This window comes from Colwellia sp. SU-HH00943 (genome assembly GCF_057546125.1).
This window is the reverse complement of the sequence record NZ_BAAJLW010000001.1, coordinates 249,359-272,214: the sequence shown is the minus strand read 5'-3', so window position 1 is coordinate 272,214 and position 22,856 is coordinate 249,359. Positions and strand designations below refer to the sequence as shown.

19 protein-coding genes, 1 other RNA gene and 1 pseudogene are annotated in these 22,856 nt (G+C 37.6%); 14 read left to right on the top strand and 7 right to left on the bottom strand.

The window, feature by feature from the left end; all coding sequences use genetic code 11:
• Positions 1-9 precede the first annotated feature (9 nt).
• Positions 10-756: a 16S rRNA (uracil(1498)-N(3))-methyltransferase gene (gene rsmE / locus AC27GZ_RS01115; RefSeq protein ID WP_487093032.1), complete on the bottom strand. Its 747-nt coding sequence runs from the start codon at positions 754-756 to the stop codon at positions 10-12.
• Between the two features lie 162 nt (positions 757-918).
• Here rsmE and AC27GZ_RS01110 point away from each other — a divergent pair, with 162 nt between their 5' ends.
• Complete coding sequence (locus tag AC27GZ_RS01110; protein WP_487093031.1) at positions 919-1,527, top strand: hypothetical protein; 609 nt, start codon at positions 919-921, stop codon at positions 1,525-1,527.
• Between the two features lie 90 nt (positions 1,528-1,617).
• On the opposite strand, the gene metK is transcribed toward AC27GZ_RS01110, so the two are convergent.
• Both metK and murI read right to left on the bottom strand, forming a co-directional pair.
• A complete protein-coding gene (metK, locus tag AC27GZ_RS01105; RefSeq protein WP_487093030.1) occupies positions 1,618-2,805 on the bottom strand; it encodes a methionine adenosyltransferase in 1,188 nt (395 codons plus the stop codon).
• A 166-nt stretch (positions 2,806-2,971) separates the two neighbouring features.
• Complete coding sequence (gene murI, locus AC27GZ_RS01100) at positions 2,972-3,784, bottom strand: glutamate racemase (RefSeq protein WP_487093029.1); 813 nt, start codon at positions 3,782-3,784, stop codon at positions 2,972-2,974.
• Between the two features lie 112 nt (positions 3,785-3,896).
• Between murI and AC27GZ_RS01095 the strand changes: the two genes are divergently transcribed.
• On the top strand, positions 3,897-5,354 hold the full coding sequence (locus tag AC27GZ_RS01095; RefSeq protein WP_487093028.1) for an NAD-dependent succinate-semialdehyde dehydrogenase: 1,458 nt from the start codon (positions 3,897-3,899) through the stop codon (positions 5,352-5,354).
• A gap of 264 nt (positions 5,355-5,618) precedes the next feature.
• On the opposite strand, the gene ssrS is transcribed toward AC27GZ_RS01095, so the two are convergent.
• Positions 5,619-5,800, bottom strand: a non-coding RNA gene (gene ssrS / locus AC27GZ_RS01090) — 6S RNA.
• Positions 5,801-5,917: 117 nt separating this feature from the next.
• On the bottom strand, positions 5,918-6,226 hold the full coding sequence (locus tag AC27GZ_RS01085) for a cell division protein ZapA (protein WP_487093027.1): 309 nt from the start codon (positions 6,224-6,226) through the stop codon (positions 5,918-5,920).
• A 175-nt stretch (positions 6,227-6,401) separates the two neighbouring features.
• Between AC27GZ_RS01085 and AC27GZ_RS01080 the strand changes: the two genes are divergently transcribed.
• The 8 genes and pseudogenes from AC27GZ_RS01080 to AC27GZ_RS01045 form a co-directional block, all read left to right on the top strand.
• Positions 6,402-6,992 (top strand): UPF0149 family protein, encoded by a 591-nt coding sequence (locus AC27GZ_RS01080; protein WP_487093026.1) that lies wholly within the window; start codon positions 6,402-6,404, stop codon positions 6,990-6,992.
• A gap of 9 nt (positions 6,993-7,001) precedes the next feature.
• The gene (gene pepP / locus AC27GZ_RS01075; RefSeq protein WP_487093025.1) at positions 7,002-8,348 is read left to right on the top strand and encodes a Xaa-Pro aminopeptidase; all 1,347 of its coding nucleotides are present in this window, start codon (positions 7,002-7,004) and stop codon (positions 8,346-8,348) included.
• A 5-nt stretch (positions 8,349-8,353) separates the two neighbouring features.
• Positions 8,354-9,589, top strand: coding sequence for a 2-octaprenyl-6-methoxyphenyl hydroxylase (gene ubiH / locus AC27GZ_RS01070; RefSeq protein ID WP_487093024.1), 1,236 nt, complete (start codon positions 8,354-8,356; stop codon positions 9,587-9,589).
• Between the two features lie 9 nt (positions 9,590-9,598).
• Positions 9,599-10,855 (top strand): FAD-dependent monooxygenase, encoded by a 1,257-nt coding sequence (locus AC27GZ_RS01065; protein ID WP_487093022.1) that lies wholly within the window; start codon positions 9,599-9,601, stop codon positions 10,853-10,855.
• Positions 10,856-11,102: 247 nt separating this feature from the next.
• A complete protein-coding gene (gene gcvT / locus AC27GZ_RS01060) occupies positions 11,103-12,191 on the top strand; it encodes a glycine cleavage system aminomethyltransferase GcvT (protein ID WP_487093021.1) in 1,089 nt (362 codons plus the stop codon).
• A gap of 127 nt (positions 12,192-12,318) precedes the next feature.
• Positions 12,319-12,708 carry a glycine cleavage system protein GcvH gene (gcvH, locus tag AC27GZ_RS01055; protein ID WP_487093020.1) on the top strand — a complete coding sequence of 130 codons (390 nt, stop codon included), beginning with the start codon at positions 12,319-12,321 and terminating at the stop codon, positions 12,706-12,708.
• Between the two features lie 209 nt (positions 12,709-12,917).
• Entirely contained in the window at positions 12,918-15,833 is a 2,916-nt protein-coding gene (gene gcvP / locus AC27GZ_RS01050) for an aminomethyl-transferring glycine dehydrogenase (protein WP_487093019.1), read from the top strand.
• Positions 15,834-16,029: 196 nt separating this feature from the next.
• Positions 16,030-16,155: pseudogene (locus AC27GZ_RS01045) on the top strand (tyrosine-type recombinase/integrase); the annotation flags it as partial.
• A 10-nt stretch (positions 16,156-16,165) separates the two neighbouring features.
• On the opposite strand, the gene AC27GZ_RS01040 reads toward AC27GZ_RS01045, so the two are convergent.
• Positions 16,166-16,312 (bottom strand): hypothetical protein, encoded by a 147-nt coding sequence (locus AC27GZ_RS01040; protein ID WP_487093018.1) that lies wholly within the window; start codon positions 16,310-16,312, stop codon positions 16,166-16,168.
• 57 nt (positions 16,313-16,369) lie between these two features.
• Positions 16,370-17,194 (bottom strand): WYL domain-containing protein, encoded by an 825-nt coding sequence (locus tag AC27GZ_RS01035; protein WP_487093017.1) that lies wholly within the window; start codon positions 17,192-17,194, stop codon positions 16,370-16,372.
• A gap of 81 nt (positions 17,195-17,275) precedes the next feature.
• Between AC27GZ_RS01035 and AC27GZ_RS01030 the strand changes: the two genes are divergently transcribed.
• Genes AC27GZ_RS01030 through AC27GZ_RS01015 form a run of 4 tightly spaced genes read left to right on the top strand, consistent with a single transcriptional unit; the run spans position 17,276 to position 22,849 of the window.
• Positions 17,276-18,079, top strand: a complete 804-nt coding sequence (locus AC27GZ_RS01030) for a hypothetical protein (protein ID WP_487093016.1) — start codon at positions 17,276-17,278, stop codon at positions 18,077-18,079.
• Complete coding sequence (locus tag AC27GZ_RS01025) at positions 18,069-20,951, top strand: hypothetical protein (RefSeq protein ID WP_487093015.1); 2,883 nt, start codon at positions 18,069-18,071, stop codon at positions 20,949-20,951. The genes AC27GZ_RS01030 and AC27GZ_RS01025 overlap by 11 nt, the downstream gene beginning before the upstream one ends.
• Positions 20,941-22,308 (top strand): hypothetical protein, encoded by a 1,368-nt coding sequence (locus tag AC27GZ_RS01020; protein WP_487093014.1) that lies wholly within the window; start codon positions 20,941-20,943, stop codon positions 22,306-22,308. Before AC27GZ_RS01025 ends, AC27GZ_RS01020 begins: the two co-directional genes overlap by 11 nt.
• A complete protein-coding gene (locus AC27GZ_RS01015; protein WP_487093013.1) occupies positions 22,301-22,849 on the top strand; it encodes a condensin complex protein MksE in 549 nt (182 codons plus the stop codon). The genes AC27GZ_RS01020 and AC27GZ_RS01015 overlap by 8 nt, the downstream gene beginning before the upstream one ends.
• The last annotated feature ends 7 nt before the right edge of the window (positions 22,850-22,856 follow it).

The following is a 22,856-nucleotide window of genomic DNA, read 5'->3' as shown; positions in this document are numbered from 1 at the left end:
TACTATAAATTAGGTTAAATCACCAAAACGGCATTGCAGTGCTGTTATTGCTGTTAACGCTGCGGTTTCTGTTCGTAATACCCTAGGGCCAAGCAAAATATCTTGAAAATTTTCTCGATTTGCATTTGCTATCTCGTCATCTGTTAAGCCACCTTCAGGGCCGATTAAAAGCCTGACCGATACATTTTTGTGGTTAGCCTCTATAGGCAGCGTCATAATAGAGTGCTTAGCTTTAGGGTGTAAATTTAGTTTCAATGAGTGAGTGTCTTGCTCAATCCAAGTTTGAATATCCATAGGCTCGGTAACTTCGGGCACGATACAACGCCCACTCTGTTCACAGGCACTAATCACTATTTTTTGCCATTGTTCTTGTTTTTTCGCTAAGCGTTCTTTTGATAACTTTACCCCACAACGCTCAGTAAAGAGTGGCGTTATTTTGTTTACGCCTAATTCAACGGACTTTTGTAAGGTAAAGTCCATGCGATCTCCCCGAGAAATTCCCTGTCCTAAATGAATAGACAAAGGGGACTCATTGGTTACTTCCTCTTTGCTTAAGATTTCGGCAAAAGCACTTTTCTTTTGTACGTCAACTAATTTAGCACTATATTGAAAAGACTCTTGGCCATTAAACAGGGTTATTATATCGCCATCAGTTAACCGTAAAACTCTGACAATATGACCAAAGGCATCGTCAGATAATTTCACTTTTTCTGCTACAGAAAAGAGATTGTTTTGATAAATTCTTGGATTTCGCATGGTTGTAATAGCGTATTATTTATTCTTATTTATTAAAGTATGGGCGAAAATGAGAAATTACAATCGAATTATGTATTAAGTTGTTATTAAAGTAGTAAATCTGTTTGACTAGCTACGAATTTACTTGTAGTTTTTGTTTATCAAAACAATTAAGGAACGATAATGAAATCAAGTGTATTGAAAAAATTAGCAGGCGGTATTCTTTTTATAGGGTTACTTGGGCAATCAGCACAAGCAAATAATAATGATATTGTTTCGGTTGATAAGAATTTTGCTAGTCCGATAGTTTCGTTGAGTGGTTACGAAAAGGTGTATATTCAGCCACTTGATTTGTCATCAGCGAAAGTAATTTCTCCACCTTGGATTGATAAAGAGCAGTTTCATTGGCAAGTGAACTTGAATAATATTAGTTTTTTGAGAAAAAGTTTTCATGCAGGGGTTGTTCAAGGCTTAACAGAAAATAATGGCCGTTATACTATTGTTGATACCGTAGGCAAGGGTGTTTTAAATGTAGATGTTGAAATTATCAGCTTCATGCCTTACGTTGAGCAAGACAATACTGAAGCGAAAACTAAAGGTAGTGGTGAACTTCACATTTCAGTGCAATTAAGAGATGGCGAATCACGTGCCTTGATTCATATTTTTGAAGGTACGGTTGCTGTAGGTCATGAGTACCAGCCCAATACTGAAATGGCGCGTTTAGCTGGCGCAGATGAAATGTTCCATCAATGGGGTAGAAGTTTACGTAAAAGGCTTGATAGCGCTAATTAGTACAGAGCCTTCTTAAAATATATATATAAAAAAACCAGCATTATTAACGCTGGTTTTTTTATTGGGTAAAGCTAACGAAGTGATTAGTTTTTATATGCCTGCAGACTTACGTAATTCTTCAGCCTTGTCAGTTTTTTCCCAACTAAAGGCTGTAAAAGTATCTTCACCTACAGTCATTTCATAGGGTTCACGACCGAAGTGACCGTATGCAGCAGTTTGTTGATACATAGGGTGTAATAAATCTAACATTTTAGTGATGCCATACGGGCGTAAATCAAAATTTTCGCGTACAAGTTCAACTAAACGTTCTTCGCTAATTTTGCCGGTACCAAAGGTATCAACAGAAATTGACGTTGGCTCTGCAACACCAATGGCGTACGATACTTGAATTTCACAGCGGTCTGCTAGACCAGCTGCGACAATGTTTTTCGCAACATAGCGACCTGCATATGCTGCGCTTCTATCTACTTTTGATGGATCTTTTCCTGAGAAGGCACCACCACCATGACGAGCCATGCCGCCATAGGTATCAACAATAATTTTACGACCTGTTAAACCACAATCACCCACTGGGCCACCAATCACAAAGCGACCGGTTGGGTTAATAAAGTATTTAGTATTTTCAGTTAACAACTCAGCAGGAAGTACATGTTTAATAATGTTTTCCATTACTGCATCAACTAAGTCTTCCTGTTTAATTTCAGGGTTATGTTGTGTTGAAAGTACTACAGTATCAATAGCAACTGGCTTGTTGTCTTCATAAACAAAAGTCACTTGAGATTTAGCATCTGGTCGTAACCAAGGTAGTACACCAGAGCGGCGTGCTTCTGCTTGACGCTCAACTAAGCGGTGAGAGTAGTACAGTGGTGCTGGCATTAAGGTTTCTGTTTCATTGGTGGCATAACCAAACATTAATCCTTGGTCGCCAGCGCCTTGATCTTCAGGCTTAGAACGGTCAACACCTTGAGCAATTTCAGGAGACTGCTGGCCAATTAAGTTCATAATGCCGCAAGTTTCGCCATCAAAACCCACATCAGAGGAAGTATAACCAATGTCACTGATCACGTTACGTGTGATGGTTTCTAAATCAACCCAAGCATCGGTACTTACTTCACCTGATATAATGGCGACACCGGTTTTTACCATAGTTTCACAAGCAACACGGGCGTATTTATCTTTGGCAATGATAGCGTCTAAAACTGCATCTGAAATTTGATCGGCAATTTTATCTGGATGGCCTTCAGAAACTGACTCTGAAGTAAAATAGTGTCTAGACATAGATCCTCAGCATTTAACGTGGAGAATAAAATAATGGGGCGATATTACATGGTTTGCTGAGTTTTTTCTAGCTTTTTTACGCCTAGACGTCTAAATGGCTTGAAGTCTTTGCTCTGATGAGTAAGTTTTTATGTTTTTTAGCTAAAAAGGCATCTTAAACGTTGCGCTATAAAGGACTGAAATTAACAGCTTCATGCCAAAGTTTGGTCAATACTTGTGGTTGCTTTAGCTTAGTAGAAGAGCTTAGAAATGCCAAACTTCCTTTTGCAGTTAAGACGTTCTCGAGTCCATGCTCATTTAACTTTCTACTGAGTTGTTGAGCAACTGGCTTGGCGGTTTCTAGCACGGTAATATTGATAGGTGATTTTGCTGAAATAGCCTGTATTTGTGCTTGTAAGAATGGGTAATGAGTACAACCTAACACTAATGTATCTATGCCAGACTCAATTAAAGGTTTTATGTATTGTTCAAGCAAAGCAAAGCAATGTTGACTGTGTTGTTGGCCTTGTTCAATTAATTCAACTAACCCAGGACAAGGCTGAATAATTACCTGAGTATCTCCTTGGTATTGTTTGATCAGTTGGTGAAAGTGTTGGTTTTTGCTAGTTGCTTGTGTCACCAATATGGCAATCTTTTTATTTTTACTGACTTCAACAGCAGGTTTGATTGCGGGCTCAACACCTATAATAGGCATGTTAACTTGTTCTCTCAGTTGATTAATCGCATTTACTGTTGCGGTATTACAGGCAATAACCAGCGCCTTACACTGCTTTTCAACTAAATACTGAGCAAGTGTGTTTACTCGTTCAACGATGAAGTTTTTTGGTTTATCGCCATAAGGGGCATGCTGACTGTCAGCAATATAAATAAGGTTTTCATGAGGTAGTAAAGCATTTATTTGCTTGGCAATAGAAAGGCCGCCCAGACCGGAATCGAAAATGCCTATCGCCTGTTCATGATGTGTATTAGTCGTTTTCATGCGGTGAGAATATCATAAACGACAAGGTGTTTATTGTTATATTTAATTGTTTTTATACTGATTTACTCGATAAAATACTCTTTAAAAGAGATTGGCAACGGAAAACGATCACATGTTAGTTTTACAAGACAAGCAACTGCTTAAAAACCATTCGTATATTAATGGTAGTTGGCATATCAGCGGAACCTCGATAGAGGTTCACAATCCAGCAACCGGTGAAGTGATTACCTGCGTCAATAATGATGGTGTTGATGAAACTGAGTTAGCAATCAACGCGGCGAAAAAATCACTCAAAGCATGGTCTTCAAAATCAGCTAATGAAAGAGCTGGTTTGATGCGTAATTGGTTTAATTTGATGATGCAGCATCAAGACGACCTAGGTAAAATTTTAACAGTAGAGCAAGGAAAGCCATTAGCTGAAGCCAAAGCAGAAATTGCTTATGGTGCTTCATTTATTGAATGGTTTGCTGAAGAAGGAAAGCGCGTTTATGGTGACACGATTCCTGCGCCAAGCGGCGATAAGCGACTAATCGTGATTAAACAACCTGTAGGTGTTGTAGCATCTATCACGCCATGGAATTTTCCTAATGCAATGATTGCACGTAAGGCGGCCGCCGCCTTAGCCGCCGGTTGTACTTTTGTGGTTCGCCCAGCTATTCAAACACCTTTGTCAGCACTGGCAATGGCTGAACTTGCAGAGCGGGCGGGTATTCCTGCAGGTGTTTTTAATGTGATTATTGGTGATGATGCTAAAGCCATTGGAGAGGTATTAACTACTCACCCTGATGTGGCTAAATTTACTTTTACTGGCTCCACTGCTGTTGGCAAAACATTGATTAGCCAATGTGCAACCTCGGTAAAAAAAGTATCGATGGAGCTTGGGGGCAACGCTCCTTTTATTGTGTTTAATGATGCTGATATTGATGCCGCAGTAAAAGGCGCTTTGGCTTCAAAATATCGAAATGCGGGTCAAACGTGTATTTGTACAAATAGAATATTTGTACAACAAGCTGTCTTAGCTGAGTTTACTGAAAAATATAGTGCCGCCGTTGCGGCGTTAACACTAGGGAATGGCTTAACAGAAAATGTTGATATAGGGCCATTGATTTCAACTTCAGCAGTTGAAACGGTTGGACAACTCGTTAGTGACTCTATTGCAGCAGGCGCTAAATTAGTGCTTGGCGGTAATCGTGATGAAGCAGGTGATAATTTTTACCAAGCAACAGTTTTAGCAAATGTTACTAATGATATGCCTATTGCGAGTAATGAAATATTTGGCCCCGTTTCTGCGATAATTGCTTTTGAAAATGAAGAAGAAGTGATTGCTATGGCAAACGATACAGAATATGGCTTAGCAGCGTATTTTTATGCAAGAGATATTGGCACTGTTTGGCGAGTATCGGAACAATTAGCCTTTGGTATGATAGGGATTAATGACACCATGATATCTAATGTTTCTGCACCTTTTGGCGGGATTAAACAGTCAGGAAGTGGCCGTGAAGGGTCGAAATATGGCTTGGACGACTATCTAGAAATAAAATACATCTCAATGGGCGGAATAAATCAATAGCTGAATTTGCAAAAATACTTACTTATTTGTAAGACGGTCTTCCAGAATGCCGCAGCTCACAATAGTCCTAAGCAGCGTGTGCGTTCCTTGAGTGCGTGCGGAACTCTCTTTACTAAAAGGGGTTGGATTTAATTAACGAAAAGAAGTGACGGTCTTCCAGAATGCCGCAGCTCACAATAGTCCTAAGTACCGTGTGTGTTCCTTGAGTGCGTGCGGAACTCTCTTTACTAAAAGGGGTTGGATTTAATTAACGAAAAGAATTGACGGTCTTCCAGAATGCCGCAGCTCACAATAGTCCTGAACACCGTGTGTTCAGGGCGGAACTATCTTACTTACCGTAGGCTTCCCGATACATGCCGGGCTTGCACAATAGTGAATAGTCAAATTCCTAAGGTAAAACTTATCGGCTCAGGGACGTAGTTTGCATACAAACATCCCAGAAGACACTTTCATTATAGCTAAAAACTCAGGTGGATTAAGTATTTTTTCACTGGTAAGCGCTAAGTGTTTTGTATTTAAGCACTTTATGATGGTTAGTTGAACAATTAAAACAGAAATTGAATTTAGGCTTGTTTTTTACTATTTGGCGCTAAGGCTTGCTCTATGGTTGACTGCAATAAGGCAATTTTTTGTTTGTTTTCTTGTTGCTCGTTTTTGAGTTGTTGTTTGGCACGCAATAATTCATTGGCTAAATTGAGTGCTGTCATCAATAAAGCTTGCTCTGGCGTGGCAATAGACTTGTTGTTATTGGTTTGTGCTAAACGTTGACTCAACTCTTCTGCAGAATTGAGTAATGCACTTTCTTCTCCAATAGGACAGGCAACTTTTAGTTTGCGATCTAGTACATCAATTTCAACAGTACGTTGCGCCATGCGTAGAAAAATTCCAATATTTATGATGAGTTAAGAATAAGTTGCACTATAACTGTGCCGGTATTTTGTTGCAAGTTTATCGCAAGTAAATGTGTATTTTCTATGATTTTTCATGCCTTTTATACAGGGCAATGTTAGGATAACGGCATAGATTTTTAATAACTAGAGCAGCATTATGTCAAATACCTCTTCTGCCAATAACAAACTAGATTTTGCCAGTGTCCAAGCGGTTATAACCACAGAAAATATTAAAGCGCATGCCAGTGAAGTACATGGTGTACTGACTGGATTAATTTGTGCGGGTTTTACCTTTGAAGACCAAGGTTACTTAACCATATTAAATGATATGTTTAATGAAGGTGATAATCTGCCAAAGCCTATTAAGAATGCTGTTAAGTTGATGTTTAGTGATCTTTGGACAGATATTCTTGATGATAGCTACACTTTTCAATTACTGTTACCTGATGATGATGATTCGCTTGTAGAACGCGGTCATGCGTTAGGCGCTTGGGTACAAGGTTTTAATTTAGGTTTTGGTTTACAGCAAAAAGATACGCCTGTGAGCTCAGATGAAGTTAAAGAAGTACTGACTGATTTTGCTGAAATCGCTAATCTTTCTGATGAAATGGAAGAAGATGAAGATACCGAACAAGCATTTTTTGAAATCAGTGAATATGTTCGGATTTCAGCCTTATTATGCTTTAGTGAACTAGGCAACTTGCCCACTAAATCAGATGCTGAAAATAGCAATGGTACTATTCACTAGAGGTCAATCATGATGACTGGTAACTTACCTGAAATTTCTACATTACCCACAAGTGCCTTTGTGCAACATAGAGAAAACTTCTTCGCTCAAATGGCTGATAACAGTGTTGCATTTTTCTCTGCTGCTAATGAAGTTACTCGCAGTAATGATACCGAGTATGCTTTTTGTCAAAATAAAAACTTCTTATATTTAACAGGTTTTAATGAACCTGATGCTTTATTGCTCTTAATAAAAACGGCTGACAAAAAAGAGAGTGTTTTATTTTCTTTACCGAAAGATCCGCTTCATGAAGTATGGCACGGCCGTCGAATAGGGCAGGAGAAAGCCTGCCAAGATTATCAATTTGATCAATGCTTCACCTTAAGTGAAATGGATGAATTAGTACCGCAACAACTTAACGGTATCAGCCAAGTTTATGTTGAGTTTGAACATGAAAAAGTAGTAACTCAAATATTTGGTTTTTTAGCAAAAGTTCGTGCAAGTACTCGCCAAGGAGCGAAAACTCCCAATCAACTTATTGATGCATCACCTATCATTAATGAATTACGGTTAATAAAAAGTGCTGATGAAATAGCCTTGATGCGTCGCGCTAATGCAATCTCATGTTTAGCACATCAAAGAGCGATGCAAAAAACTAAAGTCGGCTTATTTGAATACCAAATTGAAAATGAAATATTGCATGAATTTACCCGCCACGGAGCTCGTTATGCGGCTTACGCAACCATAGTTGCTGGTGGTGATAACGCTAATATTTTGCACTATACCGATAACAGTGAGCCACTTAACGATGGTGACTTGTTATTGATAGATGCTGGCGGAGAGTTGTCAGGTTATGCTGCCGATATTACGCGTACTTTTCCCGTTAATGGAACATTTACTGCTCCTCAAAAAGCACTTTATCAATTGGTTCTAGATGCCAAAAGTGAAGTAATATCAGCCATTAAGCCAGGCGTGACTTTTGCCCAGCTAAACAATATTGCCAATGAATGTTTAACAAAAGGCTTTATTGAATTAGGTATTTTCACCGGTGATTTAACGGATTTACTTAGCGAAAAAGCTATTAAAAAATATTTTATCCACGGTTTAGGGCACTGGCTTGGCTTGGATGTGCATGATGTCGGTGACTATCAAATTAATGATAATAAAGAGCAATGTCGCGAATTTAAACCGGGCATGGTCTTTACCATTGAACCGGGCTTATATATGCCGCTAGACGATGTATCAATCGATGAGCAGTGGCGCGGCATAGGCATTCGTATTGAAGATAATATTGTTGTAACCGAACAAGGCTTTGAGAACTTAACAGCAAATTGTCCGGAAACTATTGCTGATATTGAACAATTAATGGCTGGTTAACGTTAATGGCAAATACGCAACATTCATTTGATATTATTATTTCTGGTGGTGGTTTATCTGGCTGTTTGATGGCGCTGAGTTTAGCTAACTTAACAAAATCCGATGGCAGCTTATTATCAATCGCTATTGTTGAAGCCAACCAAAGTACTGTCGCCAGTACCGAGTCTAAACCGCCGCTTTTTGATGATCGCGTGTTAGCACTCTCTCATGGTAGCGCGGGTTATTTAGCTGATGTAGGTGCATGGCAACATATAAAAGATCAAGCGTGTGCTATTGAAAAAATAGATATTTCAGACAGAGGCCATTATGGTAAGGCTCGTCTTGAAGCTAAAGAGCATGGCGTTTCAGCATTAGGCTATGTCATTGATATGGCATTGATTGGTAAAGGCTTATTAACTGAGTTAGCTAACAAGAGCAATGTCACTTGGTTTTCTCCAGACAGTATTAGCCATATTCATTGGCAAGCTAAAAATAATAGTAATAAGGTCAGTGTGGAACTGAGTTCAAAGCAAAGCCTTGTGGGCAGTTTATTACTGGCTTGTGATGGCGCAAACTCGCCGTGTCGACAATTATCAGGCATAGCTATTAATCATAGCGACTACCAACAAGTTGCGATAATCGCCAATGTGGCAACAGAAAAACCGCATCAGAATAAAGCCTTTGAACGATTTACTGAATCAGGCCCCGTTGCCATGTTGCCGTTGGTATCGCTTGATGGTCAAAACCGTTGTTCATTAGTTTGGACATTATCTGCGCAGCAAAGTGAAGCTATTTTGGCTTTAGATGATGATGAATTTAAAGCACAACTTGAAGAGACTTTTGGTCGCTGGCTAGGCGCTATTATTCATGCAGGTAAGCGTGATAGTTACCCTCTGGTGTTATTGCAAGCTCAGCAACAAACTTATCATCGCATGGCACTAATCGGTAATGCTTCCCATACTATTCACCCTATTGCTGGGCAAGGGTTTAACTTAGGTTTAAGAGATGTACAAGTAATGGCGGGTTTGGTTAATAAGCAGTTGCAACTCGGCGGCGATTTAGGAAGTTTTTCGCTGCTTAACGAGTATGCGATTCAGCGACAAAAAGATCAAAAGCACATTATCGAATTAACAGACTCGTTAGTCACTTTATTCAGTAATGAGTTAACGCCACTCGTCGCAGGGCGAAATATTGGCTTAAAAGTAATGAATTATGTCTCACCACTAAAAAATGCTTTAGTGAATAAACTTATGGGATATTAGAGAGAAGCAATGCAAAAATTTGACTTATTAATTGTTGGCGCAGGTATGGTTGGCTTAACACTCGCTTTAGCATTAAGAAAAAATACCTCATTAACCATTGCCATAGCAGACACTTTACCTTTAGAAGAGCTCAGCCAAGAACCTAAGGTGCGTGTGAGTGCCATTAATGTTGCCAGTAAAACACTTTTTAAGCATATTGACGTTTGGGGTGATATCAAAAATGTTCGCACACAAGCCTATCAAAATATGCATATTTGGGATAAAGCAGGCATAGGAAAACTTGATTTTTCCATTGATGATTTAAGTGATTTTCCAAAGCATGATCAGCTAGGCTGGATTATTGAAAATACAGTGATTCGTAATGCGTTATGGGAGAAAGCCCAACAAGATAGCGGTATTAGTTTTTTTACGAGCAGTAAACTCGCTAATATTGCCATGGGTGAAAGTGAAGTATTTGCTAGCTTTGAACCCCAACAAGAACAAACAAATGCTGCACCGCAAATGCCTATTATTGCTAAACTTGTTGTTGGCGCTGATGGGGGTAACTCTTGGGTAAGAAAACAAATAGCGACACCTATGATAAGCCGAGATTATGATCACCACGCTATTGTGGCTACGGTTAAATGTTCACAAGGTCATAAGAATACCGCTTGGCAGGTCTTTTTACCCACTGGCCCGTTAGCTTTTTTACCTTTATACCCTCAAAACAGTGATGTTTGCTCTATTGTTTATTCAACCTCGCCCGAGGAAGCGAAGCGATTAACACAACTCCCTGCAGAGGCTTTTGCTAAAGAATTAACGGCTGCTAGTGACGGTAAATTAGGTGCTATTGAATTAATGAGTGAGCGCTTTACTTACCCGCTAACAATGCGTTTAGCACAAGACTTTATCAAAGAACGCGTCATCCTTATTGGTGATGCTGCGCATACTATTCATCCATTGGCGGGGCAGGGAGTGAATTTAGGTTTACTTGATGCGGCGGCATTAGCTGAAAGTTTAGCATCGTTATCTAATGAACAAGATCTTGCTGATGTAAAAACCTTAAAAGCATTTGCGCGTTATCGAAAAGCTGATGCCGTTGAAATGATCACGGCAATGGAAGCTATAAAGCAAACATTTTCAGTACAACAAAGCGGCTTACAGTTACTTAGAGGTATTGGCATGAGTTTGCTTGATAACCTAAAACCTGCCAAAAAAATAATGATAGAACAAGCGTTAGGCTTAAAAAGTGATTTACCCAGTTACGCAAAGCCAGTGAATGAATAATTATTTTGATTATTTATTCTGAAAAGAGTTGTAAAAAAGTTTTGAAATTTATGTCGGTCAGCTACTGTTGAAATGGTGTTTTTTAGTTTTTAATTTTTTATATTGTCTGCACTGAAAATTAAATTCTGTTTTTGGTGGTAAGTCGGTTTTTTATTTGAATTTCTACTGGTTGCTTTGTTGAATAATCAAAGGGCAAAAGGTATAATTACCGCAAATTTGAAGAGCCTTTTTATTTTTGGGTAGAGCTATGACAAATAAAACTGTACTACATGCAAAACACTTAGCGTCAGGCGCTAAAATGGTTGATTTTCACGGTTGGGAAATGCCAATTAATTATGGCTCTCAAATAGAAGAACATAATGCTGTTCGCCAAAATGCAGGCATGTTTGATGTGTCTCACATGACCATTGTTGATGTACAAGGTAAAGACGCTAAAGCCTTTTTACGTCGTTTAGTGATTAATGATGTTGCTAAATTAACAGTCGCTGGTAAAGCATTATATACCGGCATGTTAAATGAAGCAGGCGGCGTGATTGATGATCTTATTATCTATTTCTTCTCAGACACTAACTACCGTTTAGTGGTTAACTCGGCCACGCGTGAAAAAGATCTTGCTTGGATGACAAAACAATCTGAAGGTTTTGAAATTACTATTTCAGAGCGCCCTGAATTTGGCATGATTGCTGTTCAAGGCCCTGAAGCAAAAGCGAAAGTAGCCAACTTATTAACGCCCGCACAAATTGTTGCTGTTGAAGGTATGAAGCCTTTCTTTGGTGTGCAAGTAGGTGATTTATTTATCGCAACCACAGGTTATACCGGTGAAGACGGTTACGAAATTATTGTCCCTGACAGCGCTGCTGAAGAATTCTGGCAGAAGCTTATTGATGTTGGCGTTGTACCTTGTGGTTTAGGTGCTCGTGATACTTTACGTTTAGAAGCAGGTATGAATTTATATGGCTTAGATATGGACGAAACTGTATCGCCATTAGCCGCTAATATGGCATGGACCATTAGCTGGGAGCCAGAAGAACGTGCTTTTATTGGTCGTGAAGTTTTAACTGCGCAAAAAGCAGCAGGTGATCAACCTAAATTAGTCGGTTTAGTCTTAGAAGAAAAAGGCGTTTTACGCTCTCATCAAGTGGTAGTTACTGAATTTGGTCAAGGTGAAATTACGTCAGGTACTTTTTCGCCAACGCTTGGTCATAGTGTTGCTTTAGCTCGCGTACCGCGCAGTGTTAAAGTAGGTGACACAGTAGAAGTTGAAATGCGTAAAAAACTTGTCAAAGTTCAAGTGACAAAACCTAGTTTTGTACGTAACGGTCAAAAAGTATTTTAATTGAAATTTTTATATAAAAAACCATTGATTATGGTGATTGAAAATAAATCTAGATGTTCTATATTAGTTGAACAGCTAACTTAATTTAATCACTAATTTAAAGAATTTAACACATAGGAAAACAAAAATGAGCAATATTCCTTCTGAATTAAAGTATGTTACATCTCACGAATGGGTGCGTAATGAAGGTGACGGTACAGTGACGGTTGGTATTACTGAGCACGCACAAGATCTTTTAGGCGATATGGTCTTTGTTGAATTACCTGATGTTGGTGATGAAGTTAGTACCGGCGATGATGTCGCTGTTGCTGAGTCAGTTAAAGCTGCTTCAGATATTTATGCGCCAGTAACGGGTGAAGTTGTAGCAGTCAATGAAGATTTAGAAGACTCTCCAGAATTAGTGAACTCAGATGCGTTTGGAGACGGTTGGTTATTTAAAATTAAGTTAGATGATGCTGGCGAATTAGATGATTTGCTTGACGCTGAAGGGTATGCAAACTCTATCGACGAAGACTAGCTTTAGCGCTGTTAAATAGTCTAGTTACCCAGTCACACGTATCTAGCGTATAAAGCTTCAGCGACTCGCAATTTGATAGCTTTATCTAACTACAAGTGACTTAGTAAAGATGACTTAGCCTAAAGTATACGGAAGCCTCATTCTTATTATAAGAAAACGAGGCTTTCTTTTATTTTAAAATTAGTGAAAATTATTTAAGTGAAACTGTTATGACTTCTCAATTACCTGTTAACTCACTCTCGTCTTCTTCGTTAGAGCAGCTAGAGCAAACACAAGATTTTATTCGTCGTCACATTGGCCCAAATGCTGCTCAAACTCAGGCAATGTTAAGTGATATTGGTGCGGAATCAGTAGACGCGTTAATTGATGAAATTGTACCTAAAGATATTCGTTTATCTGGCCTACCAGCTATTGAAGATAGCAAAACAGAAGTACAAGCATTAGCTGATTTAAAAACGGTTGCTAATTTAAACCAAGTAAACACCTCCTATATTGGTTTAGGTTATTATCCTACTTTAACGCCGAATGTTATTGCGCGTAATGTTTTAGAAAATCCAGGCTGGTACACAGCTTACACCCCTTATCAACCAGAAATTGCTCAAGGTCGTTTAGAGTCATTATTAAACTACCAACAAATGTGTATTGACCTTACTGGTTTACCTTTAGCCAGTGCCTCGTTATTAGATGAAGGCACCGCAGCGGCTGAAGCAATGGCACTAGCAAAACGTGTTTCTAAAAATAAGAAATCAAACTTATTCTTTATTTCATCTGATGTTTTCCCACAAACTATTGATGTTGTAAAACAACGTGCAGAAATGTTTGGTTTTGATGTGGTGATTGCACCAGCCAATGAAGCGCCTGAACATGATGTATTTGGTGCTTTAATTCAATACCCAAGTGCAACAGGTGAAGTAAGTGATATCAGTGAGCTGATAGAAAAAATTCATGCTAATAAAGGTATTGTTGCAGTTGCGGCAGATATTATGAGCTTAGTGCTATTAAAAGCGCCTGGCGAGTTAGGTGCTGATGCTGTTATTGGCTCAAGCCAACGCTTTGGTGTGCCAATGGGCTATGGTGGTCCTCACGCAGCATTTTTCACTACGTCAGACAAATACAAGCGTTCACTCCCGGGTAGAATTATTGGTGTCTCTAAAGATACACGCGGCAACAAAGCATTACGTATGGCGATGCAAACGCGTGAACAACATATTCGCCGCGAAAAAGCCAACTCAAATATTTGTACTGCGCAGGTTTTATTAGCCAACATGGCTGCATTTTATGCGGTTTACCATGGGCCTCAAGGTTTAAAAACTATTGCTAATCGAATTCATCGTTTTACCGATATTTTAGCGACAGGTACAAGAGTTAAAGGTTTATCGCCAGTTCATGATACTTACTTTGATACTTTAACTTTTAATGTTGAAAACAAAGCCGATATTGTTGAGCGTGCATTAATTTCAGGGGTTAATTTACGTACTGATGTTGAAAATCAAATTAGTATCTCACTTGATGAAACCACTACACGCTCTGATGTAGCACAGCTATTTACGATTTTATTAGGCTCGGATCACGGTCTAGATGTTGCAGGTATTGATGCACAAATTATTACTCAAGGCAGCAGCTCTATTCCTGAAGCACTAATACGTACTTCGGAAATATTAACGCACCCTGTATTTAACTCTTACCATAGTGAAACAGAGATGCTTCGCTATATTAAGCGCCTTGAAAATAAAGATTTAGCCTTAAACCACTCAATGATTTCATTGGGATCTTGTACCATGAAACTGAATGCAACTGCGCAGATGGTACCAGTTAGCTGGCCAGAATTTGCCAACATGCATCCGTTTGCCCCACAAGATCAAGCCCAAGGCTACAAGAAAATGATTGATGAACTAGCCGAATGGTTAGTTGAATTAACTGGCTACGACAAAATGTCGATGCAACCTAACTCAGGTGCTCAAGGTGAATATGCTGGCCTTATTGCTATTCATAAATATCATGAAAGTCGTGGTGATTCGCACCGTAATATTTGTTTAATTCCTGCCTCTGCGCACGGCACTAACCCTGCTTCAGCACAAATGGTTGGTATGAAAGTTGTTGTAGTTGCTTGTGACAAAGAAGGTAACGTTGACATGGCAGACTTAAAAGCTAAGGCTGAAGAGTTAGCTGATAACCTGTCGTGTATTATGATCACTTACCCGTCAACACACGGCGTATATGAAACAACAATTGCCGAAATTTGTAATATTATTCATGACAATGGTGGTCAAGTTTACCTTGATGGCGCAAACATGAACGCACAAGTGGGTATTACATCGCCAGGCTTTATCGGTGCCGACGTATCACACCTTAACTTGCACAAAACGTTTGCTATTCCACATGGTGGTGGTGGTCCAGGTATGGGACCAATTGGTGTTAAATCACACTTAGCGCCATTCTTACCGGATCATGCTTTAATCAATGTAGATGAAACAACGTCAGGCAACGGTGCTGTTTCAGCTGCACCATACGGCAGTGCGGGTATTTTATGTATCTCTTATTTATATATTGCCTTGTTAGGTAAAGAGGGTGTAACGGCAGCAACTAAGTACGCAATTACTAACGCAAACTATTTAGCTACTAAGTTGAGCCAACACTACCCAATTTTATATACTGACCCAAATGGTCGTGTAGCACATGAATGTATTGTTGATTTACGCCCAATTAAAGAAGAATGTGGCGTTACAGAAATGGATGTTGCCAAACGCTTAATGGATTATGGCTTCCATTCACCAACAATGTCATTTCCTGTTGCAGGTACATTAATGATTGAGCCAACTGAGTCTGAATCTAAAGTAGAATTAGACCGATTCATTGAAGCGATGACTAGTATTCGAGAAGAAATTCGCAAAGTAGAGCAAGGTGATTGGACGTTAGAAAATAACCCGCTTCATAATGCTCCTCATACCCTAGCGGATATCACTGATGATAACTGGGACAGAGCTTACTCAATTAGCGAAGCCGTATTCCCTGTACCAAGTGTCGCAATTGATAAATTCTGGCCAACCGTAAACAGAATTGATGATGTTTATGGTGATAGAAACTTAGTATGTAGCTGCCCACCGGTTGATAGTTATATTGATTAGAGTTTTTGTGTCGTAGTCTAATAAAGTCTGTGACTGATAATCCCTTGAAAAGGTGAGCTAAACGCTCACCTTTTTTGTACCTGTTAATTATTATGGGAGCTTTGAAAGCTGAGAAAGAGAGGCGAGCACCTGATATGGCCTTAAGTATGTGAAGCTATCAGGGGTAGACTGAACAGGTGCTTGTCATCTCTATCGACAGAATGCAGCTACAACAATGCTTTATAATGGAGCAAGCTTAAGGCATATCCAAGAAATAATGGGGCACGCAAGTATTACCTTCACACAAGAATACATGCATGTAAGCCTAAAAATACTACCTTAAGCTTATGAAACTACATATCCTCAAATGTAGTTAATAGGTGCCATATCGCTACGTCTCGAATTTGATGACATGTATCTGCGCTTTCAATATAACGATCCAATAACTGGTCGACTTCTGTTCTTGCTAAAATTGATTCTTCGTTATTTAACGTTTTCAAAATATTAATTTTCCTAATTATCCAAATGATAAATTTTCGCTTTGTTAAAACACTTATTTAATTATCTTCAGTGTTAATTAATTTTAGGGGGAATAGTTTTTCTGGTAAATTTGGATAATCAGTAGGTGCTATGTTCCAGTCCATTAGAAAAAAAGGAATTATTGCCTTTTTTAGTTCAATTTCAATTGAGTCTCCCTCAAAAGCATAATCAAATTTGATGGTTTCTTTTTCTATACCATCGCTATTTATTCCTATTGTTAGTTTTACCTGTGTGTTCCAGTCATCGTCCATTTCAATAGCTTCATGCTCTTTAGGTTTTAGGTTTACAAATTTAGCAGTGAATATACGACTGAGTTTGAATGTTCTATGTTCGTTTTCATTATGATCAAATGCTCTAACGTAATCAAAGCAACCTGTCTTTATCAACGAGTGTGGAGATAATTTTCTTCTTGTTTTCCCTTTTGAGCGTGAAAAATATTCTATCTCAACTTGCTTATTTAAGCTGATAGCCCTAAGAACCGGATAAATATTTTTTAGTTCTGGCATAACGCTAGGTATTTTGCAGCTATACGACTTGCTCGCAAAACTAGGCTCACAAATGATGGTTTGGCTACCATTACTGAGAAGTTGAATTGCAGTTGCCGATTCATGTTCGAAAATAGGCGAAAAAGAATCAATTGGTTTATAGGCTTTGAGTCCATGATCGTAAATTAACCCTTCATTAGATCTAGCTTGATAGGTTTTAAAGTCATTTGTTGCCCAAGCTTCTTTTACATCAAAGCGATTCATTAATATTTTTCTATTCACGAACCCCATCACATAAGCGCATAAATCGATGTATTTGAGTCTTTCTTCTTGTCGTTGGGTTTTAAGATCTGACATATTTTCTAAAATTTATTTTGAATGTAGTAGATAATAATATATAGTGGCTACAAATGTATAGTGCCTATTAATGAACACTAGATGAGTTTAAAACAAATAAAGCGATATTTAGAGAATATTGAAAATAACAAACCAATAAACCTTTCAAAGTTTTTTAAGGCAGTTGATGCGTTGTCTTTAGAAACCTCAAGAGCGAGTGATGATGTCAAAGCATATAAGCACAGTGGTGATCTCTATATCGTTACAGAGATTGAGGTTAAATTAAAAGAAGAACTGTATTTGCTTACTTCCTCTAATGATTGGAATAGAGAAGGTCTTGCACAGCAGAACCGAAGCCATGATGTCAATGTTGATGGTTCATTTATCATTATCCGAAGTCCAATTAACTTGCCAACATTAGTTACTATTGACGGTAATGGAGAAGTTGTAACGGGTTTTGAACAAAATAAACAGGCTTTGCTTATCGAGAATAGGCAGAATTTTTTAAAAATAAATGAAACGCTGAAATTCATAAAAAAGTATACCAATAGTGACTTACCACCTAATTTGGATATTATTTTTACTGAAGGAAATGCAGTAAGCAATGCATTACATAAACCGTTTTTGTCTGAGTATAAGCACCTTTCTTTACTGTTGGACTTGGATTTAGGTGGCTTAACAATAGCAAAAAACCTATACGAACTTTTACCAAATACCTCTATGAAATTAATACTCCCATTAGATATTGAAGAAAGGCTTTCAAAGGTAGTTGAAGTAAAAAACCATGACTATTTGGAAAAAGTGTTTGATTTAGGTAGCAACTACCCACTTTTAACTGTTGTAGCCTCAATAATTCATAAACATAAGAAAATTTTGGAACAAGAGAGTTATTTAAATGACGTCTGAAAATGAAATTAACATGGAGCTGTTAGCACCGTCAGAATATATTTTGAGCCGTATGGTTTACATAAATTCAGCGGGACACGCTTATTCTGAAATTAGCATTGCATGCAATATTGCTATGTTCGGGGATAACAATAAAGGGAAGACTGCTTCTTTAGCAGGGACTAAATTGTTACTGTTCCCTGAAACTGACTTTTATAATTGTGAAAGAAAATTTAAGTTTGAAGGGAAGAAGGGGCTGTATTCAGCGGAAGAGTCTTATGACTTTTATTTTCCAGACCCTCGTTCATTTATAATCCTTGAGGTAGACAATCCTCGTGGACGTTTTTGTATGGTCCTTTACAAAATGAGCAACTATGGTTATGGACGTTTCTTTATCCCTGTTGAATATGAAACTATAAAGCCCTTGTTTTGGGATAAAGATAATAATACGTTTAACTCCTCAATCAGCATAAACAGTGTTAGCCAATTTTGTAAAAAATATAAAGGTGAGCAATTATCTGATACATCCAAAATAGCTGACTTGATGTTTGCAAGTTATCGTCAAGGGCCTGATAGGAGCCGTTTTTGCGTAGTGCCGTTGAAAGATGCTAGAAAAGAATCTATTGATGCATTTCGAAATATATTTCAGCTTGCTTTTGAAACAGGGCAGTCAGAAGTTGATTCTATGCCCGAAGCAATGGCTACATTATTGGAAATGGGGCGGAGCAGAGATCAAGAACGACTAGATGCAAATTTAACTCAGTTAGCAGACGAGCATAGTGTCTTGGTTCAAAAGCGAGATTGGCTCCAGCAAGTTCAAAATACAGAGCAACAATTCTTGTTGGTCACTGACTTAGCAAAAACAGCACAGCAAAAACTTGAAGAGTACTCTAATGGTTTCCATTCCATCAATTATGCTCTAATTTCAGCTAAAGAAAAGTTTACCCCTGAACATACTGATATTAGTCAAAAACATACTGATAAAGCTACAAAGCTAACAACATTAGAAGCATCAATAAATACGTTAGTATTAGAAATTGAGAAGCTAGGCGCTGTCAATTCATCAAAATCTACGACTCTAGCCAATAAAAATAAACAGCTTTTGAAAGGTAAGAAATTAGTAGAGAAATACCCCAGCTATAGTATGTCAGAGGTAATGGCTGTTTTTGAAGAGTCATTAAAAAGTGAGCAAGATAATCTAGTAAATTACCAAACCGAAGAAGGACGAGCTAAAAGCCTGCAAGAAAATATCAATAAAAAAAATCGACTGATTAAAGAGATAAAAATACTTGAAGGGCTATTAGAAAATAAAAGCAGTTCGTTATTCCATCAGCTTAACGATGACTTTGCAGCAAATGTTTTATACACCTTAAATAATGAATTTAGAAACATAACTCTCAATTTATCAGATGAACAACGCAATGTGATTTTATCCTTTGTAGGTCTATTTGAAAGCAATGAAGCTGACAGCCTTGAGTTTTTAGGGCAAACATTGAGCGGTAGTAAACTATTAAAAGCTGATATGGAAACGTCCGCTAAAGATTGGGAAGAGTCTCTAACTAAAAAGCAAAATCAAATCGATGATGTTACTGGTGAAATTGATGACTTAACGAAAGCTATTAAAAATGAAAATATTGAAAAGCTTATCCAAGATACACAAGCTGAAATAACTAAAATAGAGAATGAAAAAGCTGCTATTGGTGCTATTGAACAATTAGAAAGAGAATTGGTTGAAATTGAAAATGAAATTACCAATAACACTAATAAGATTAGTGAAAAAGAGACTAAGCTCAAAGCCGAAGAAGATTTGAGTGTAAAAATTAGAGCTGAGTCTTCAACATTGCATAATCTGCTTCAAAAGCTTGAAGGTCAAAAATCTAATTTTGATTTCATTGAAAACCAGTTAAAGTCGGCAAGCAATACTTCAGCGGCAAGTTCGATTGATCAAAGCGACATAGTTCAAATAGAGCTTACACAACAAGTCGCATTAGATGTGGTTTCATCAGCCAACACTTATAAACATAGCTTTAATAAGCTTAACAGTGAGCTAATTAGGTTGCAGAGTACGTTGCCACATCCTGATTTAGATAATCATAAAGAGCATGGTTGTTTAAGAGATTGCCAAATGGTAATCGACAGTTATCAAAACTCATTTGCTACACTCCAGTACGACTTTAAACAGCTAAATGACTCAATTAGAAGCCACAACCAATTTTTAAATAATCAACTTAACGAGCTTAAGGATGCTAAAGACTTATTAGCTACGTTTATTTCAGGTATTAATCAGGAGTTAAATACAAAAACTGTTTCGAATTTATCTGAAATTGAATTGAACATCGAGTTAAATACTAGCTTTGAGTCACTGATGGATACTTTAGGTGAGCATAGTATTTTAGACGACTCTTTGTTAGAACCAGAGTTTTACGACTTACTATCTACCTTTATTCATAAGTATTTCAACAAAAAAACTCGTAGATTAAAGATGAAAGATATTATTGCTGCCGTTAATTATCAATATCGTTTGGCTGATACTGGAGAGTTGGTCACTAAGAGTCAATCTGGCGGAACAACTACTGCAATCACAGCTTTTGTCTTATCAGTACTGTTACAGCGAATAACCTCAAATGATACCGTGTTAAGAATGCCAATCATTGTTGACGAAATTGGAACTTTAGACGCAAAAAATACCGATGCAATTATTAATCAGATAACAACTCATGGCTTTTCTATCTATTGTGCAACACCTAAGTTTGATGCTTTGGTAAGTAAAAAGGTTGGTCATTATGTAATGATTGATCAATCAATGATTAAGGAGCCTATGGTTAAAGCTTGCCACATGAATATACTGCCAGAGCACATTGAAAGGTTTGGAGCGAATAGCAGTGAAACTTAATCGAGATGTTTTAATTCATGCAATTATCAAACATCAAAATGTATTTTTAAGATTGCTTGATCATATTGCATTAAATGATGGTGCCAATGAAGTACCAGAGAGCCTTTATTTACAGTTGTACAACAATGTTATTTGTAAAGACTCTGATGAGAAAGTACATAGTTACCTAAGTATTGAATCGTTGAGTGAGAATGGTGTTTTTATTCATAACGATCCGAATACAGGTCAGATTACGCTTGAAAGAGTTATTGTTGATTTACTAAGTTTTTTAGATGTAAAAAGGGCTAGAGAGCTAGACCATGCAGAATTTGAAAATATTCGCGTTGCTATTGTTGCCGCCTGTGAACAAATTAAAAAGTATGAAATTAGTTCAATCGATTATAAAGAAGCTAAAGGTACATTTAATCGGTTGATGAGTGATATACATTCTAAGATAAAAGAGAATGTTTTAGCTCTGACCCACCAAGTTGATAGTATTGCTTTAGAGTATAAGTCATATGACCAAGGCGATAATGCCGTTAATGTTATAGAGCTTTATAACAAAGTTTCAAAACTTTATAGCCGTTATGTAATGCCATGTTATGACTTCATTAACCCTTCGATGGAAATGGCGCAAACACAAAGTTTCTCTATGGCGGTTGATGGATTAATTTCACATTATAAAAGTGAATTAAACCTTTATGATGAAGCAACGTTGGTTCAATTTAGAAAGAAAGCGATTACTAGCTATTATAAAGATATTGGAGTCTTAGTACGGAAACTCGATCAATACTCAAATCACCTAAGCCAAGATCGTAGTTTCTATTTATCAATTGAAAGTGCTTTCTCACACCTTATGGAAAGTATTGAGCCGCTAAGGCACGGACTAAAAAGGAACATTTATTTAACTAGTAAATCGGAAGTGTTTAACAATCATACGGCTTTAGATGGCCTTACAAGGCTAAAATCTAAATTTAAACCAAAGTTACAATGGCACGCAAATAAAACTAGATTACGCTTCAAAGAGTATTTATTAACCGTCAATGAAACTTCTTTTAAAAAAACGGATCGTCAACTTAAGCCCTTAGCAGTTGAGTGTAATGTAAGCGATGAGCGAAAGCAGGCTATTAGCTTTATCATTGATAAGTTTGATGAGACTAAATCCTTACCAGATGTTCACCAGTTTTTATATAGCGAGCTAAGTAAAGCACTTTCTGACTTTGAACTCTCAGATGTGCTCTACGGCTTAGAAGTTTTTTTACCTTTCTATAGCGGGGCTGAGCGGAGTTTTCCTATCAAAAGAAAGCAAATAAATGATGAAATTCATTATTTGGAGTATGTACAGTTGAGTTATTCAGGGAGTATTGAAAATGTATGATAAACAGTTAAGTAAAGAAATTTTTGATCAACTTACAAACGGTAAAGTGATAAATAAAACCATTCTTAATAATGCTGGTGAATTTATTGAAAACCACTTGTTTAATGAAGTTATGGGAAATTTGAAGGATTATCGGCAGCAATATGAAATGTCTGGCTGTGACTTCGTAGAATCACCGACATTCATATTCATTAGAGACTTAGCGAGCAATCAAGAAGACTTAAAAACTGATGTTACGATGAAAGCATGCGTGTTGTTGCTGTTGATAGGCAAGTACATTACTGAAAACAATTATCGGATAACTAAATTAACTGAATCGTCAGGTGGGCTTACAGAAGCAGATATTGAAGCCATTGAACAAATGGATGATACAAAAGAAGTGTTAGAACGATCTTCAATTAAAAATGGTTTTAGTAGTGCAATAAAAAGTATCTTAATTGACCGCAATATATTGCTGAAAAAACCTAGCGTTAATGCTTATTTATTATCTGATGCAGGTAAAGCATTTTTCGATGAAATATCAGAGCGCTTTCAAAATTAGGTCGATC